Consider the following 16,686-nt stretch of genomic DNA (forward strand, 5'->3'; position numbering starts at 1 on the left):
ATGTTGAAAGCAATTCATCATGTCGCAATAATTTGTAGTGATTATGCGCGCTCAAAAGTGTTTTATTCACAATTATTACAGTTAGAGATTATTTGTGAAACGTACCGGGAAGAGCGGGATTCATACAAATTAGATTTAAAGTTACCCGATAATAGCCAAATAGAGTTATTTTCATTTAACGGTGCGCCTTCGCGGCCCAATTATCCTGAAGCACAAGGGTTACGTCATTTAGCGTTTGCAGTTGATGATCTCGCTGCAACTGTACGTTATTTAGAAATAAATGGGGTGGCTGTTGAACCTGTTCGTATTGATGAATTAACCAATAAAGCCTTTACTTTTTTTAATGATCCTGATGGTTTACCGTTAGAGTTGTATCAAATATAATAAATATGATCATGAATAAATCACAGTGTATCAATATTAATGATATATTTAACTAACAACAATATGCGTGTGTATGTATATTTATTGGTAGTTATCGATGATCAGGGATGAAGTAAATGCGCAGGATTATTTTTAATCAGAAAGGCGGTGTAGGGAAATCAAGTATCACGGTTAATTTAGCGGCAATTAGTGCGGCTAATGGATATAAAACATTAGTGATAGATCTTGATGTACAAGGCAACAGTAGTGCCTATTTAGGGATTGATATTAATCAACCTAGCGATAAAACGATGGCTGAATTATTGAATCAAACCGCATCTTGGTTCGCGATGTCGACTCCTGCGTGTGATTATCCTCAAGCAACTGCGTATGAAAACTTATTTGTTATTCCTTCTAGCCCTAAACTTGATAAGTTAGAAGTGGAATTTGAACGACGTTATAAAATATATAAGCTACGTGAAGTACTTGACGCATTAACCGATGATTTTGATCGTATCTATATCGATACCCCACCAAATCTAAATTTCTATACTAAAGCGGGTTTAATAGCCGCAGATAAATTACTAATTCCTTTTGATTGTGATAGTTTTTCTCAGCAAGCTTTAATCAAGGTAATGGATAATCTAGCTGAGTTGCGCGATGATCATAATCGTGATTTAGCTTTAGAAGGCATTATCGTGAATATGTTTAATGCACAGGCAAAGTTTCCGCGGCAAATTATTGAGGAGATAAAAATGCTGGGTTTTCCTATTTTAGAGCCCTATTTGTCTCAATCGATAAAAATGAAAGAATCTCACTATCAACAGTGTCCAATGTTATATTTTGATCCTAACCATAAGCTGACTCAGCAATTTATTGCATTGTATGATGGAATTGAACCCGCTGTAACAGTAGAAAATAAAGCATAAAATAGAATTAATGGTAATTCTAACTTGAATTACCATTAACAGATTATGCCGTCGTTGATGGAAATGCACGTTGATATTCTTCCATAAAATCACGACGGATATCTTGTTCAAGGTGGGTCGCGCGTTCTGTTGGACAAAATAGCATAAAATGTACAATTTGTTCGCCTGTGGTTGAGCTACTGATATGTATATGAGGTTCAGAGCCCGGAAGGTCGACACCAGCATGTTTTTCTATCACATTATTGTAACGGCGAGCAACATCGATAAAATCCTCACTGTGGTGATCGATTTTAGTTATAATTATTGGTAACAAAGGGTAAAGGTTAACAAAGTCTTTTACTACAATTGAAAAGTTATGATAAACATAGCGTTTCATAAAGTTGAGGTTTTTTACCGGATAAGTGAAAAACATACTGTTCGGCAAAGTGGCGGTTTTACCCGTATAATGGTATTGCCCATGATGCAGATCTATTTCTTGAATAACAGTTGCCATCATGTTGTGTTCAATTACCTCACCACAAATTTTTCCCACTTCTATCCAGTCACCAATTCGAAATGAACGAGAGCTTGCGCGCTGAATAGAGCCAGTGAAACATAAGATAATTTCTTTAGATGCGACAACAATAGCGACAGCAATTGCTGTGACGGAAAGTGCAAATTCATTTATTTCTAAACGCCATAATATGAATAAAGTCGCTAAAGTTAAAATAAATGCCCCGTTTTTAGTGCGTGACATCCATTTGCGTTGTGTTTCGGTAACGAAAAATTCATCTCCTCGTACTTGCGATAAAATAAATCGGCGTACGAGAGCAATAATTGCAACTATTATAATAGTAAAAAGAAGTTTATTGGTTAATAAATAGGTGAATATTTCAGTTATTATATCCATAAATTCCTTTATATGTATGATATTACTATTAATCTAAATAATATTGCATAGATTGATATTAAATCCAATGGTTAATTTTTGTATAATATAAAAATAGTATTTAATATTATACATATTCACTTTATACTATCTAGGTGTTTTTAGTTTATTATGGGATATTTAATGAGCTCAATATTACTTTCTTTGCTTCTCACTTCTTCTGTTATTTATCCTAAAAAAAGTGATGCTATATTAACAAATCCAGGTATTGGATTTACAGAATTACAAAGAATTGTTAGTAATGAACTCTCTAATCCTTTTTATGGTGATACGCCAATTCTATCTTATCCTGATACAAGCACAGTCTATTACCGTTGGTATTGGGATCAATTAACGACGGCAGATAATCCGAGCTTGAATGAGGCAATGCTTAAAAGAAAAATAGATAATGTTTTGCAAGAAGCGGCTTCAGTAAATAAGAAAGTAGTCATTCGTTTTATGGCATTGAGAGGGAAAGGCGATCCTATTTATGATGCTGATGTTAATAAAGATAGTAGTGGCATACCTTGTTGGCTTGTAGAAGAATTATATGGTCATGGCTTAAATGGAACCAGCTGCCATTTATCCGATAAAGAAGCTGTAAATATGTTCAAAAATCCATTGTTTATTCATAGGACGCAACAGTTTTTATCGGCACTAGGTAAGCGCTATGATAATAACCAAGCATTATTACGTATTGATGTGGGTATGGTGGGTTCATGGGGTGAATGGAATTTATCTGGCTACGCCTCAAAAAGTAGTTTAAGTGTAGCAATGGCAGATAATGGTTACAGGGTTCAAGATCTTAAGCCCTATATTGATTTTATTATAAAAGCTTTCCCACATACGCCAAAAGTGATGCTAGGTACCAATAAAGGCGACTATCTTAGTTATGCAACTCAAAAGGGTCTTGGCTGGCGAGTTGATTGCTTAGGGGACTGGAATAAAGGATGGAATCATATGGAAGATGGTTATCCGACGATGATTTCACATATGACAGACGCATCAGTAAATAAATACCCAGATATGTTATTTAATCAACGCTGGAAAAAATCAGCGGTCGATTTTGAAATTTGTCAAGGTTCATTACAAGATTGGCATAATATTAAAAATCCCCAACGCCTTACGTATAATCAGGTACGACAAACATTTGACTTTGCTTTAAAGCAGCATGCTTCATTAATTAATGCTAAATCAGGCGCAATTCCAGAACAGTATCAATTGTTAGTTAAACAATTTCTAAATAAATTAGGTTATCGATATCAATTAAATAAACTAGAAGTAAATAATGTAGTACATAATAATGACTATATATATATCAATTCAACCTGGGAAAATGTAGGTGTTGCTCCCAGTTATCGTAATTATCCAGTGACTTGGCGTTTAAGATCTATAAATGGTGATATTGTTGCTTATTATACTTCAATGGCCAATATTGTTAATTGGCTTCCTGCTGATAATGATGAGACTAAAAATCCTATTTATATTATTACTGACAAATTTAAAGTTAATAATATTCCAGCAGGAGAATATTTCCTTGATGTCGGTTTAGTTGATATATATACACGAAAAGCCAAAATAAGTTTGGCTATTGATACTAAACTTACTGATGATAATGGTAACAATTACGTTATTGATAAGAATAAAAAACAATCTAAAATGATAAATCGTCAACAATATATTGAAGAACAAAATAATATAGGTCGCTGGAATGAGATAACAATGATAAATGTTATTTAATATATTATTACAACGATTTCTACTGTTGTTTTAAACCTGAGTTACTAAATAGATTGGGTTTTTATAAGTAAACGCACTGAATGTAGGACAGTAAACATGCATATATTTACAGATCGTAAGCATATTATTATTGATACACGATCAGCAGATGAATTTTTAGAGCACCATATAGACGGCAGTGTTTTTGTTGGGTTTAGTGGGGGAAACTTTAAATATTGGTTAGAACTATTATTACCGGATAAAAATGCGGATATTGAAGTAATTGCTACCGTTACGGATGCTGATAAGGTCATAGCAATTATTAATGAGTTGGGTTATAGCAACGCTAAATTAATGGAGCTAAATTCTGCTGGTGATGTGTTAGCTCACCTTTCAACGGACGAATTTAATAACATAAAACAAAGTGATGCTCCTGCTGTACTTGATGTTAGAGAGGTTAATGAGTATCCACAAGGATCTGTGCCTCATGCCGAAAAATTACCGCTATCTGATATATTGCAAGGCCAGCTACCAAATAAAGATAAACAATATATTGTGCATTGTGGAAGCGGGTATCGTTCAGTTATTGCAATATCGTTATTAAAATTGCTTGGTCACTGTAAACTGATTAATTTAGATGGTGGCTATCAACAATTGATGGCTAAAAAATAGGATGTAATTAGAGAAAAGACAGCGTTATTGATATAACGCTGCCTTTTTATTTGTTACAGCTTGTTGTCATTAGCGACCAAGAAAGGCATAACCTGTAGTAAATGCAGCTTCTTGGAACTGACGTAAACCTGTTGCACGGAAATCAATAGCCATAGGGTTACGTTTTAGTTTTTCTTTGATATCTGCATTAGACATAAAGTTAACATCAAGATCTTCAATTAACTGAATAGCAGATTCAAGCTTAAAACCGACAGAACTTCCTGCAAATTTTCCGCGTGTTTCGCGTGTACGAATCACAACTTTCTCTACTTTATAGTCATCAAGTAGTTTTTTAAATGCAAATTGGAAATCTCTCATTTTTTGGTTATCAAGAGAATTATCCATAATGAACTTTTGAGTTCGGCATTCTGGAATACCGATCATTCCGCCCTCTAAAGTGAGTAGGCAAATAATAGCTTCGTTGCTACGTAGTTCAACTGAACAAATTTTCATGTTTATACCTGAATCATAATATTTTGGTCGTTATTGTAGGCTAAAAAGCGGTGAGCTGTTAGTGATGCGGTAATTTTTTATTAATATTGTTGTTGAAACTTAAATTTTTACTATTAGTAACGCTAACAACGATCCCGTCGTTAGCGTTGTTATTGCATTTTAGTTGCGCTTAACAGGCTTGTAAGTACAACCAGCGGCTAAATATGTTTCTTTATCTGTGATTTCAAATGTAGTGTAGAAGAACCAAGCAATAAAACGTAGCATTTCATCGCCATCATTCATTACCCATTCTGCAAATTCTTCAGGTTCGCCTTGTTCATTTTCTTGACTGAAAACGTGGTAAATACGTTTTTCACCTTCGATTTCCGCGAGGCTAAAGTGGCCAATTAATGCTGCCGCAGCTTCTGCAATTTCTGGCTCTTCATTGTTTGTTAGCATTTCAAGGATTGCTGATACGGAATCAAGTTGTGCTAATTCTTTTACCAGTGTTTCAAATTCATCTTGTTGCATGCTGTTATCTCATAATTACACTATGATGAGTATCATAACCTTAATTGTAAATAGAACCAAAATGTTCAACCTGTGTTAGGTACATTCGCATATCAAATTCAAGTTGATGATATTGAGGTTCCATATGGCAGCAAAGTTGATAAAAAGCTTTATTATGATCTTTTTCCTTTAAGTGTGCCAACTCATGCACAACAATCATGCGTAAGAAAGGCAATGGAGCATCTTTAAAGACAGTTGCTATTCTAATTTCATGTTTAGCTTTAATTTTATTACCATGTACACGTGAAATAAAGGTATGTAGGCCTAATGCATGGTTAATCACATTAATTTTATTGTCGTAGCCGACTTTGCTTATGGGGGCTGATTTTTTTAAATACTGATTTTTTAATTCAATAACATAATCATAAAGCGCTTTTTCTGTTTTAATGGTATGCGGTGCAGGGTAACGGTTAAGTAACAATGTCTTGAGTTGGTCTTTGTCAATTAATTGCTGAACTTGATCCACGAGGTGAGCAGGATAACCCTGAATATATTTGAGTTGTTGCATGACCGATATGACTCTTAACCAAAATGCTCATGCTATAAGGTGACCACTGTTGAGGCAACCTTATTATTTGATAACTTTAACGTCAAATTAAGTTAACAATGATAAAATATTTATCTATCAGTATAAGGACGATGACTGTGGCTTTAAAAATACCGCCCCCCATTTTCATGTTAGTCGCATTAATTATTATGTACGGATGCCACTATTTATTACCATGGTGGCAATTCAATACAGTTTGGATCATTGCTATACCATTGATTATTATTGCTGTGGTGAGTGGTTTTTTATCAGTCTTAGCTTTGACAAAGGCGGATACAACGATCAGCCCTTTGATACCACAGCAAACCGCTCGATTAGTAACGCGTGGTATATACCAATATAGTCGTAATCCAATGTATGTAAGTTTGTTGCTACTGTTAATTGCGGCAGTTTTTATTTATGGTGAATTATCAACAATATTGGGTATAGTTTTCTTTATAGTAGTGATCAATCACTATCAAATTAAACCAGAAGAAAAAGTATTATTAACCTTATTTGGTGAAGAATATACTCAGTATTGCCGTCAAGTAAGACGATGGTTTTGATATTTGATTTATCATCTTATTGATTTTTATACACGGGGTAACCATTGGTAGTGATGGAAATGTTACTATTCAATGTGAGATTGATTTTAAGTGAAGAGGCTACACATGAGTAAAGCAAAAATTGGTATCGTAACAGTAAGTGATCGTGCGAGCGCGGGTATTTATGAAGATATCTCAGGGCAAGCAATTATTGATACATTGAATGATTATCTTACCTCGGACTGGGAGCCTGTTTATAAAATCATTCCTGATGAACAAGATATTATCGAAGCGACATTAATTAAGATGACAGATGTAGATCAGTGTAGTTTAGTTGTGACAACCGGTGGCACTGGTCCAGCTAAGCGTGATGTTACACCTGAAGCAACAGAAGCCGTTTGTGATCGAATGATGCCAGGTTTTGGTGAATTAATGCGTGCGGAATCATTAAAATTTGTGCCTACAGCAATTTTATCACGTCAAACAGCAGGATTACGCGGTGATAGCTTAATTGTGAATTTACCAGGCAAGCCAAAATCTATTCGTGAATGCTTAGATGCCGTTTTTCCAGCTATTCCATATTGTATTGATTTAATGAATGGCCCATTTTTGACGTGCAATGAAACTGTCATTAAACCATTTCGTCCTAAAAACAAATAAATATTTTGTAAATGATATTATTTTAGCGATACTTCGGTATCGCTTTTTTTATTGGTGAAAATTTGGATAAAGCTCACAAAACCCGTAAATAAAGGTCAGTAAAATATTAATAACATTTACCTTGTGAATTGTTTTTACTTGTTATTTATAATATTCTCGTGCAAATTTCATTATTGAATGCGTAAAATTGTCACTACATAGGTTTGGATATGGATGTTAAACAAAGTTGGGGTTTTATTTCTGTCTCTTTGGGTTTTATTTCTCTGCTATGGAGTGTTATGTCATTAACTGGCATGATTGGTCAAGAGCATATATTTACTGAAATGGGCGCATTTCTTAATCTTGCTGGCTCTGATTTATATGATAATACATATGCAGAAAATATATTCGCGGTCGATCAACATAAAAATTTTGTTGTTTTATTGATTGGGATCTGTATGGCCATTATTGGCTCTTTGTTAATGAAAAGTTACCCTGTAAAATCAGCAAGAATATTTTAGTTATCATTTTTATGATTAAAAATAAAAGCAGATAATATTTTATTAAAATTTTTTGTTTATACTTATGGTCATCATTACATCCTTAATATTAAGGGGGGGGGGTGTTTTTAAGTGTTTGTTTTTAAAGTGATATTTTTTAGGTGTTATCCCTCTGTTAGTTTTATTTTTGTTGATGCCTAATTAGAATATTTTATTATTGTTCCCGAGTTAAAAAATTAGCCTTTTTTGGGTTTTTTTTACAGTATAATAACTAAATACGTCTATATATCTACTGCAGAGCATTATTTAGGCAAGTATGAAACGAATAGTGTTAGAAGGTGATTTAAATGATGAAAACAGAAACGATAAAAATAGCAGATGACGGTTACGCTATATTAATAAAAGCCAGTGATTTCCTACTGCTTAATATGCTATTGACCCTTGTTACATCCTTGCATGGTATACATGAAACTGCTGTTGGCTTAGGTGCTAGTTTTCTCTTTTCTGTTATTTTCTTACTTATTGGTGAATATTGTCGATTGTATAAAGAATTTGTTCGTAAAAATTATTATCATTCGATATTAAAAACATTATTAACGTTCTTTTTATCATTTATAGTATGGAGTTTCTTATGCCAACAATTAAATACATTTGATGATATTAATAATACAAACTTAACTTATGCTGTTGTCTGGCAGTGGATCATATTATCAATTAGTTGCATGATTATCATTAAGTGCGTAGTTATTTATGCTATTCGTGAATTCTTAAGGCGTAGAGGTGGAGTGAGAAGAATTGCAATATTAGGTATGACTAAAGGTGGTATTGCTATTGAACATGCATTAAGAAAAGATATTCGTTATCAAAAATTTGAAATATTTTATTTTGATGATCGTGATCTTAATCGGTTTGGTTATTTATCAAAAACACCACTTCGTGGAGATATAGGTAAACTAGTACAGCTAGTTAAAAATAATGAAATTGATGAAGTTTATATTGCTTTGCCAATGGTTGCAAAAAATCGTATTCAAAAGATTTTGAAATTGTTATCGGATACCATTGTTGAAACGTATATCGTCCCTGATTTATATACTTATGATTTAAATGTCAGTCAGATCCGCACTATTAGTAATGTTCAAACGTTTAGTGTGTTTAGCTCTCCATTTGAAGGTATGGGGGGGATATTGAAGCGCATTGAAGATATTATTATTAGTCTTATTATTATTTTATTAATTTCACCGGTACTGGTTGTTGTCGCTATTGGTGTCAAGCGTAGTTCTCCAGGTCCAGTATTGTTTAAACAAGATCGCTATGGTTTAGGTGGTAAAAAAATCCAAGTATGGAAATTTCGTTCTATGGGTGTCATGGAAAATGATGCAACAGTCACCCAAGCGATAAGAAATGATCCTCGTGTAACTAAATTTGGTGCCTTTATTCGCCGAACATCATTGGATGAATTACCACAATTTTTTAATGTGTTACAAGGTAGTATGTCTATTGTTGGACCTCGCCCCCATGCTGTCGCGCATAATGAAGAATATCGAGTTCTCGTTAATAAATATATGTTACGTCATAAGGTTAAACCTGGCATTACAGGTCTTGCTCAAATTAAAGGTTTCCGTGGTGAAACGGATACTTTAGATAAAATGGAAATGCGTATTAAGTATGATTTACAATATATTCAAAACTGGACATTATCAAAAGACTTAAAGATTATTTTATTAACGATCTTTAAAGGATTTGTTAGTGAGACAGCGTACTAAATTATGTTTTTATTTAAGATGAAGAATATTCATTTATTGCTCGTAAGTTATCTTTGTATAACTTACAGTTTAGTTGTAAATGCTGACAGTACTTTTCAAGAGTCTAAGCATATAGATTCTCTTTTAGGTTTGGAATTTTCTTCATCAATCAATGCTGGCTATGGTTTTGATGATAATGTATTTAATCAACACGATGATCATATTATTGGTTCAGATTTTTATTTTTTAAATCCTTCGATGTCTATCATTGGTAAGCGAAATACAAAAGATTTTGGTTTTTATTATTTTGGTAATTATCAAAAATATAATAATGACGTCTCAAGTTATCGGGGAAAAAGTGATCAAAATTATAAAGATCATAATCTAACAGGTATTTTTACTTGGGAACTTGGTTTTCGGCACCATTTAGAATTGTTAGTGAATTATGATATTGGGCATGAAGCTCTCGGAACTGGTGTTACAAATGGTTTTTATTTTTCTGATGATTCTCCGTCACAAGAATCGGCGACATTTGATCTGTTTAATATTACGAGACCAATTGAAAAAATAAATAAAAAAGCAAATGTAAAATATATCTATGGTGCTAAAGGTGCTAAAGGTAATCTCGTTTTTGATTTATCACAAGAACGATTAGATTATGATATTCTTAGTAGTTATACATCTGCTTTTAATACATATTTAAATGATGAAAATATGACAGAAACAGATGCTAATGTAACATTTAAGCATCAATATACAGATAGAACTCGTTTTGATTATAAGCTGATATATAAAAAATATAATTATAGAGATTATCAGCGTGATAATGATGAATTAATTACAGCACTTTCATTTATTAGTCAAATAACAGGAAAGTCAAAAATAGAAGCAACCGTGTCTAGAGTACAAAAGACAATGCAAAGTAGTGATTTTTCAGGTGTAAATTGGAATGTTTCTTATAAATGGCAACCTGCTGATTATTCTACTTTATTTATACAGTCAAAAAGTGAAGTAAAAGAACCTGAAAATACAGGTGACTTTGTTCAATCTTTTGAAAATAGTATTACATGGGATCATCAGTTTTTAGCGAATATATCTAGTCATCTTTCTTATAAGAATCTCAATGATAGTTATCATATTCGAGATAGAAAGGATAAGTATCATTATTTTGATTTAAGGTTAAGTTATTTATTTAGACCAAAAATAGAAGTAAATTTTGATTATAGATACGCTCTTTTTTATTCAAGCCTGAATACAGATGCAGTATTTATTAATGAAAAACCTATTCCTAGACAATATATTAGAAATTTAGGCTATGAAAAGAATCAATTTAGCTTATCAGTTAAGGTGGCGATTTAAAATGAAGAAAATAGTATCTATTCTTTGGGTGTTAACTGTTAGTTTATTTATGAGTACTAGTGCATTTCCGGCATCGAAAATAGTAGGTGATGATTATTTACTTGGTGCTGGTGACCATATTCAAATTTTAGTTTTCAATGAACCTGATTTGTCAATGAAAGTGATCATTGATAGTAGTGGTAATATAATTTATCCGCTGATTGGTAAATTACAGTTGGCAGGGAAAACACCCAATCAAGTTGCTATTGATATTCGTAATAGGCTGAAAGACGGTTACATTAACCATCCAATGGTAACTATCTCAATGCTTGAGTTTCGTCCGGTGTATGTTTCTGGTGAAGTTAAAACGCCAGGTAGTTATGAATATCAACCGGGGCTAACTGTAGAAAAAATTATCGCTGTCGCAGGAGGATTCACTGATCGTGCCGATCGTTGTGATATTAATCTTCGTCGCTCAAATGGGCAACTTTTGAAAGATGTTGTTGTAACTCAGGCTATTTCTCCAGGTGATATAGTTATTATTGATCAAAGTTTTTTCTAGATAGGGTAATTATCGATGAGTTCATTATTTGTTGAAGAAGGAAGTAAATTAGAAAGTACTATTGATTTTTCACGTTTATTTAAATCAACAAAAAAAAATTGGTGGAAAATTTTAGCTTTTGTTGTAATTGTAACAGGAATATCGATTCCATTTATTTTAAAATTAACGCCAAAATATGAAGCTTATGCCACTGTGTTGTTAAAGGCCCAACTCGCTAATCCAACAACATTTGATAAAGTCGTTGATTTTGATTCGACACGTAGAGAATATTATGAAACTCAGTATCAATTATTAAAATCTCGTCGTGTGATTTCACGAGTAGTTGATAATTTAAAGCTGTATGAAAATCGTGAGTTTATTGGTAATAAAAATGACAAACTGGATACGTTAGCGAAACAAAAAGAACGCAGCATTCAGTATGTATTGAAGCATATGACGGTATCACCTATTCGAAAAACACAATTGGTTGAAATTGGTTTTGAGTCAACAATGGCAAAAGATGCAGCGGCTGTTGCTAATGATATTGTTAAAGTGTTTGTTAATTATTCAATTGAAGATAATCGAGATGCTAATTTAAATGTATCATCATTATTAAAAACAGAAGTAAGTGACCTAAATCATCAATTGAAAGCTAAAGAAGCTAAGCTGAATGCATTCCTCAAAACTGAAGATTTAATTACTTTTCGTGGTGTTGATGGTTTTCAAACTGAACAGCTATCATTATTGATGGATAATTTAGCAACGGCTACTGCTCAGCGAGTAAATCTAGAAGCGCTTTATAATGTTGTGACGACTTATAAAAAACAAGGATTCAATGCATTAGCTGCTATTCCTGATGTTTCTCGTCATCCGCAGATGGAAAATTTACGGCAGATGATTATAGAGCAGAAATCGCAACTTGCAGATCTTAAACATCGTTATGGGCCTAAATACGAGAAAGTGATTCAAGCGCAATCACAACTGAAGATTCTTCAGCGTCAAGCAACTAGCTTGATTAATGAAATAGCAGAAGGGATTAAAGAGCAATATCAATCAGCAATAATTAAGCAAAATCAATTACAAACTGCTGTAGATAAACGGACAAATGCATTTCAGCTATTAGGTGAGAAAAAGACAACATATAACAATTTAATGGACGATATTAGCCAAACACGTACATTATATAATCAATTACTACAACGCCAGAATGAAACACAGGTTAGTGGCCAATTTGCTGAACCTACGGCAAAAGCGATTGATAGTGCGATAGCGCCATTGAAGCCAACAAAACCTAATAAAAAATTATTAATTATCGTTATCGCTATTATGTCATTACTGATCTCTGTTTTGTTTGTCATTGTAATGGCAGCCTTAAATAATAGGGTAATGTCTATTAATGAAATAAAACGACGCTTAGGACTTGAAGTTATTGGGGAGATCAAGTTATATCCTCAATCGATCACCCCTCAATTAGTGGTTGATAATAGTGTGGAATTTTCAACATTAGATGAAGCATCGTTAGGTATTCGTAGTCAACTATTGCTACTTAATACTGATGCTAAAATATTAGCTGTAACATCGGCAACGGCGGGAGAGGGGAAGTCATTAGTATCGACCTTAGTTGCTAAAGCGATAGCTATTGATAGTAAAGTATTATTGATTGATATGAATCTACGCCATCGAAGTATTACTCATTCTTTCGGCTATGCTAATAATGGCGGCTTAACTGATATTCTTTATAATAATGTATTAGTGCAGGATGTGATTGTTAATCATCATGGTATTGATATTTTAACCGTAGGAAGTGATACAACCTGCTCTCCATTATTAGTATTAACACATAATAAGTTAAGTCTTCTATGTACTGAACTACGGCATGAATATGATTATATTATTATCGATACACCTGCTGTAACGGATGCTAAAGATACTGTTTTAATTAGCCAACTTACAGATGCAATTTTGTTTGTGGTTGCTTCTAATTGCAATAGTACTAATGTATCTGTATCTGCGATAAATCAACTTAAGCAATATAAAGCAACGGTGTTGGGATGTGTATTGAACAAAGTTAGTGAATCAGATCTAGAATCAAATGAGAATATAGCAGTTACATCACCAAAGGATGTTCTTTTATGAGTTTAATAAAAGGGGCTTCTACGTTAGGTGGCGCTTCCGTTATTTCGCAATTGATAGCTGCGTTTACTATCCTCTTCATGTCATACCGATTTGGTATGTCAGATGTGGGTAACTACGCACTTACGTTTAGCATTATTATGATTGGTGCCCAAATTGCGCTTTATGGTTCGCATTTTTTGTTACCAAAAGTTGATCAACAAGATCTGGGTAAAGCCGTAGTATTTTGTATGTTTCAATCTTGGGTAACAAGTGCAATTTATATTTATATTGTGAGTCATTTTTTTTCGCTACCATTTTTTGCGATTTATATATTAACCGCCAGTTATTCAATGATGATTATTTCTGAGTATGTTTTCTTACGAAATAAGGTGTTTAGTAAATTAGCGATTCAACGAATATCAGTTACTTTGATCGTATTTTTGGCACTATTAATATCATGGAAAATTGAGCTTTTTTATTATATATGGGCTGGTGCACATTTATGCTTAATTAGTTATTGGTTGTGTAAGTGTTTGGATTTTAATGTTTTTTGTAAGTCTGATTTTTTACCTACAACCCAAGTTCGTTTTTTTATTAAACATTGGAATCATTTATCTCGAGTAGGAACCGCTGAAGTTGTCGCTAATGCAAGCTTACAGTTACCAACTGTACTTATTAATTATTGGTTTAGTCCATTAGTTGCAGGTTATTTTGCTGTTGTTAACCGCTTTTGTTTATCACCAGTACTTATTCTTGGGCAATCAGTACGTAATTATACATTCTCTAAATGGTCTGAGGACTTCCGTAATAAAGTATTTAATTACGCTGAATTTAAGCAAGTGCGATTATTTTTAATAGCGATAGCAACGCTGACTGTTAGCGGTATTTATTTTGTGTATCCATGGTTAACGCAACATGTACTTGGTGAACAATGGGTACAGTCTGTTGAAACCTCGCGTTTAATGTTGCCTTATGTATTTGCTATGCTTGCTTTTGTGCCAATGACTGTTATTGAATTAATATTTGGCACGCCTAATTATTTTTTGCGAATTCAATGTGAGCAGTTAGCAATCGTTGTATTAGCATTTTTAATAATGCCATTAATATATAAAAGCTATGCAGTTTCATTGTTAGTCTTCACTGTGTTAACGGCAGGAAGATACTTAGTGATTTATATTAAAATTAATAAACATGCCATTATTTTACGTGATGAAGGTGTTGTGTAAATGAATACAGGCACCTTTTTTCAGGCTTATATTTTTATTACACTCATTTTTAGTGGAACTGCTCAATATTTTTCAGATATTGATGCATTTTTATGGTTACCTTTTATTATGACGATGGTAATGGTTGTGCTGGTGCCATTACAAACACGTTATAATTATGAGCAACTTGATCAGCTTGAAGTAGCAATACTTGTACTTTTTATCGGTTTTTTTGTATTAGCGATAACGACTACATTGATGCAAGAAGGGCTAAAAACCACTATTGCAGGTATTAAAAACGGGTTAGGCATATCATTGTTATTACCTTGTTTGATCCTTGGTTTTTGTCGTGAATCGCAATTGTATCGAATCACTCAAAAGTTATATTGGGTGTTCTATGCTCAAATACCATTGGTAATGTATCAAGCTTTAGTCGTTGTTCCTGCTCGTGTGGCTTTTCAAGGAAAAATGGATTCATGGGATTCTGTCGTTGGTACTTTTGGCGGTAGTATGGTCGCTGGTGGTAATGGAGCCTCAATGGGACTATTTACGCTGCTAATTATGATGATGAAACTATCTGAATATAAGCATGGTGTTGCAAATTTACGGTCATTAGTACTGCATTTGGCCATTGGTTTTATTATTTGTGTCGTTGCTGAAGTGAAGTTTGTTACGCTACTAGCTCCATTCTTTTTACTTTATGTCTATATTAAATCTAGCTATATTAAAGAAGTTAGAGTCATTGATTTTAAAACAATTATTTTGTCTATTGCTGGTATCTTTATTCTATTATCATTAATAATAACTATTTTATCATTAGGTTTTTCAAGTCAATATCAATCACATTCGATGAGTATTTTTGATATTTTTCTACAAAATATTGGTTATATTTTTGATCCGACAATTATCGTTGCTGGTCTTGATGGTAACCTAGATGAATTAGGGCGTGTGACGGCATTAGCATTTTGGTCATACCATTCTGATATTCATGGTCTTGTAAATCAGTTATTTGGTTATGGTCTAAATAGCTCAAATGCTGGTGGTGCCGATCCTGGTTATATTGCGATGTTGTTTGAATTAAGTTTAGGCTCAACAGCATTAGCCATTTTTTTATGGGAAATTGGTCTTGTCGGAATCGGATTATTATTAATGATTGTATTTCTTATTTTAAAAGGATCAAAGCCAAAGCCATTCTTTTCGATTAAGAATTTATCACAAGCAGATATTAAATTGTTATCCTATCAACCTGCTTTTATTGGATTTATTATTGCAGGCCTACTTACTTTGCCTTATTCACCATTACTTGCATTGATACCTGTATTTCAATTTCAGTTCTATTTTGTATTAGGTGCAATAATGATTATTCGTAAAGCAACCTTAACAAAAAAAAGGGCTTTGATATGCTTGAATTAATAAAAAAAGAGCTAATATTAAATTCTGGTTTAACATCTAAATTTTTTATTGTTAATTTTCGGTTAGCATCTTTATATTATACTTGTGGAATAATTAAAAAAATATTCATTCTTAACGTTATTATTCTAAAATTTCTAAAGTTTATTTGTGGACTTGATATATCACCAAAAACAAAGATTGGTGCAGGATTTATATTGCATCACCCTCAGAATATTGTAATTAATGCTGATAGTGTATTAGGTGATAATGTGATGCTTAAACATAATGTCACGATAGGTAATAAAGTTGATCCTGTTTCTGGTCTGCATGTATCACCTGTTATTGGCAATAATGTTGAATTAAGCCCTGGTGTGGTTGTGCTAGGTAACGTGAGTATTGGCGATAATTCAATTATTGGTGCAGGAGCAATTGTTGTGAAAAGCATACCTAAAAACTCGGTTGCTGTTGGGAATCCTGCAAAAGTGATTAAACAAATAAATGAGGGTTAACTG

General features: G+C 33.1%; 18 protein-coding genes. 14 read left to right on the forward strand and 4 right to left on the reverse strand.

Annotated elements, in window-relative coordinates:
• Positions 1 to 384: a VOC family protein gene (locus Q0V26_RS02595; protein ID WP_297476529.1), complete on the forward strand. Its 384-nt coding sequence runs from the start codon at positions 1 to 3 to the stop codon at positions 382 to 384.
• Positions 385 to 500: 116 nt separating this feature from the next.
• On the forward strand, positions 501 to 1,292 hold the full coding sequence (locus tag Q0V26_RS02600) for a ParA family protein (RefSeq protein ID WP_297476531.1): 792 nt from the start codon (positions 501 to 503) through the stop codon (positions 1,290 to 1,292).
• Positions 1,293 to 1,335: 43 nt separating this feature from the next.
• On the opposite strand, the gene Q0V26_RS02605 is transcribed toward Q0V26_RS02600, so the two are convergent.
• On the reverse strand, positions 1,336 to 2,181 hold the full coding sequence (locus Q0V26_RS02605) for a mechanosensitive ion channel family protein (protein ID WP_297476533.1): 846 nt from the start codon (positions 2,179 to 2,181) through the stop codon (positions 1,336 to 1,338).
• Between the two features lie 162 nt (positions 2,182 to 2,343).
• Here Q0V26_RS02605 and Q0V26_RS02610 point away from each other — a divergent pair, with 162 nt between their 5' ends.
• Complete coding sequence (locus Q0V26_RS02610) at positions 2,344 to 3,939, forward strand: DUF4832 domain-containing protein (RefSeq protein ID WP_297476535.1); 1,596 nt, start codon at positions 2,344 to 2,346, stop codon at positions 3,937 to 3,939.
• Between the two features lie 96 nt (positions 3,940 to 4,035).
• Positions 4,036 to 4,590, forward strand: coding sequence for a rhodanese-like domain-containing protein (locus tag Q0V26_RS02615; RefSeq protein WP_297476537.1), 555 nt, complete (start codon positions 4,036 to 4,038; stop codon positions 4,588 to 4,590).
• A 69-nt stretch (positions 4,591 to 4,659) separates the two neighbouring features.
• Here Q0V26_RS02615 and Q0V26_RS02620 read toward each other — a convergent pair whose 3' ends face one another.
• The 3 genes from Q0V26_RS02620 to Q0V26_RS02630 all read right to left on the reverse strand — a co-directional run bounded on the left by Q0V26_RS02620 (position 4,660) and on the right by Q0V26_RS02630 (position 6,139).
• Complete coding sequence (locus Q0V26_RS02620) at positions 4,660 to 5,082, reverse strand: DUF3010 family protein (protein WP_080155523.1); 423 nt, start codon at positions 5,080 to 5,082, stop codon at positions 4,660 to 4,662.
• 159 nt (positions 5,083 to 5,241) lie between these two features.
• Positions 5,242 to 5,592 carry a hypothetical protein gene (locus Q0V26_RS02625; protein ID WP_297476541.1) on the reverse strand — a complete coding sequence of 117 codons (351 nt, stop codon included), beginning with the start codon at positions 5,590 to 5,592 and terminating at the stop codon, positions 5,242 to 5,244.
• Positions 5,593 to 5,632: 40 nt separating this feature from the next.
• Positions 5,633 to 6,139 carry a M48 family metallopeptidase gene (locus tag Q0V26_RS02630; RefSeq protein ID WP_297476543.1) on the reverse strand — a complete coding sequence of 169 codons (507 nt, stop codon included), beginning with the start codon at positions 6,137 to 6,139 and terminating at the stop codon, positions 5,633 to 5,635.
• 137 nt (positions 6,140 to 6,276) lie between these two features.
• Between Q0V26_RS02630 and Q0V26_RS02635 the strand changes: the two genes are divergently transcribed.
• From Q0V26_RS02635 to Q0V26_RS02680, 10 genes are all read left to right on the forward strand, one after another.
• Positions 6,277 to 6,723: an isoprenylcysteine carboxylmethyltransferase family protein gene (locus Q0V26_RS02635; protein ID WP_297476544.1), complete on the forward strand. Its 447-nt coding sequence runs from the start codon at positions 6,277 to 6,279 to the stop codon at positions 6,721 to 6,723.
• Positions 6,724 to 6,828: 105 nt separating this feature from the next.
• Entirely contained in the window at positions 6,829 to 7,362 is a 534-nt protein-coding gene (gene mog / locus Q0V26_RS02640; RefSeq protein WP_297476546.1) for a molybdopterin adenylyltransferase, read from the forward strand.
• Positions 7,363 to 7,571: 209 nt separating this feature from the next.
• Positions 7,572 to 7,862 (forward strand): molybdenum cofactor biosynthesis protein, encoded by a 291-nt coding sequence (locus Q0V26_RS02645; protein WP_297476548.1) that lies wholly within the window; start codon positions 7,572 to 7,574, stop codon positions 7,860 to 7,862.
• Between the two features lie 326 nt (positions 7,863 to 8,188).
• Positions 8,189 to 9,604, forward strand: coding sequence for an undecaprenyl-phosphate glucose phosphotransferase (locus tag Q0V26_RS02650; RefSeq protein WP_297476549.1), 1,416 nt, complete (start codon positions 8,189 to 8,191; stop codon positions 9,602 to 9,604).
• Between the two features lie 3 nt (positions 9,605 to 9,607).
• Positions 9,608 to 10,942 (forward strand): outer membrane beta-barrel protein, encoded by a 1,335-nt coding sequence (locus Q0V26_RS02655; protein ID WP_297476551.1) that lies wholly within the window; start codon positions 9,608 to 9,610, stop codon positions 10,940 to 10,942.
• A 1-nt stretch (position 10,943) separates the two neighbouring features.
• Complete coding sequence (locus tag Q0V26_RS02660) at positions 10,944 to 11,483, forward strand: polysaccharide biosynthesis/export family protein (protein ID WP_297476553.1); 540 nt, start codon at positions 10,944 to 10,946, stop codon at positions 11,481 to 11,483.
• 15 nt (positions 11,484 to 11,498) lie between these two features.
• Complete coding sequence (locus Q0V26_RS02665) at positions 11,499 to 13,598, forward strand: polysaccharide biosynthesis tyrosine autokinase (RefSeq protein ID WP_297476555.1); 2,100 nt, start codon at positions 11,499 to 11,501, stop codon at positions 13,596 to 13,598.
• Positions 13,595 to 14,803 (forward strand): capsular biosynthesis protein, encoded by a 1,209-nt coding sequence (locus Q0V26_RS02670; protein ID WP_297476556.1) that lies wholly within the window; start codon positions 13,595 to 13,597, stop codon positions 14,801 to 14,803. The genes Q0V26_RS02665 and Q0V26_RS02670 overlap by 4 nt, the downstream gene beginning before the upstream one ends.
• Positions 14,804 to 16,195 (forward strand): capsular biosynthesis protein, encoded by a 1,392-nt coding sequence (locus tag Q0V26_RS02675; protein WP_297476558.1) that lies wholly within the window; start codon positions 14,804 to 14,806, stop codon positions 16,193 to 16,195. It abuts the gene before it with no gap.
• Complete coding sequence (locus tag Q0V26_RS02680) at positions 16,183 to 16,683, forward strand: hypothetical protein (RefSeq protein WP_297476560.1); 501 nt, start codon at positions 16,183 to 16,185, stop codon at positions 16,681 to 16,683. Before Q0V26_RS02675 ends, Q0V26_RS02680 begins: the two co-directional genes overlap by 13 nt.
• Positions 16,684 to 16,686: the final 3 nt, after the last annotated feature.

The organism is uncultured Photobacterium sp., assembly GCF_947039875.1.
In the GTDB taxonomy this organism is placed as follows: Bacteria; Pseudomonadota; Gammaproteobacteria; order Enterobacterales; family Vibrionaceae; genus Photobacterium.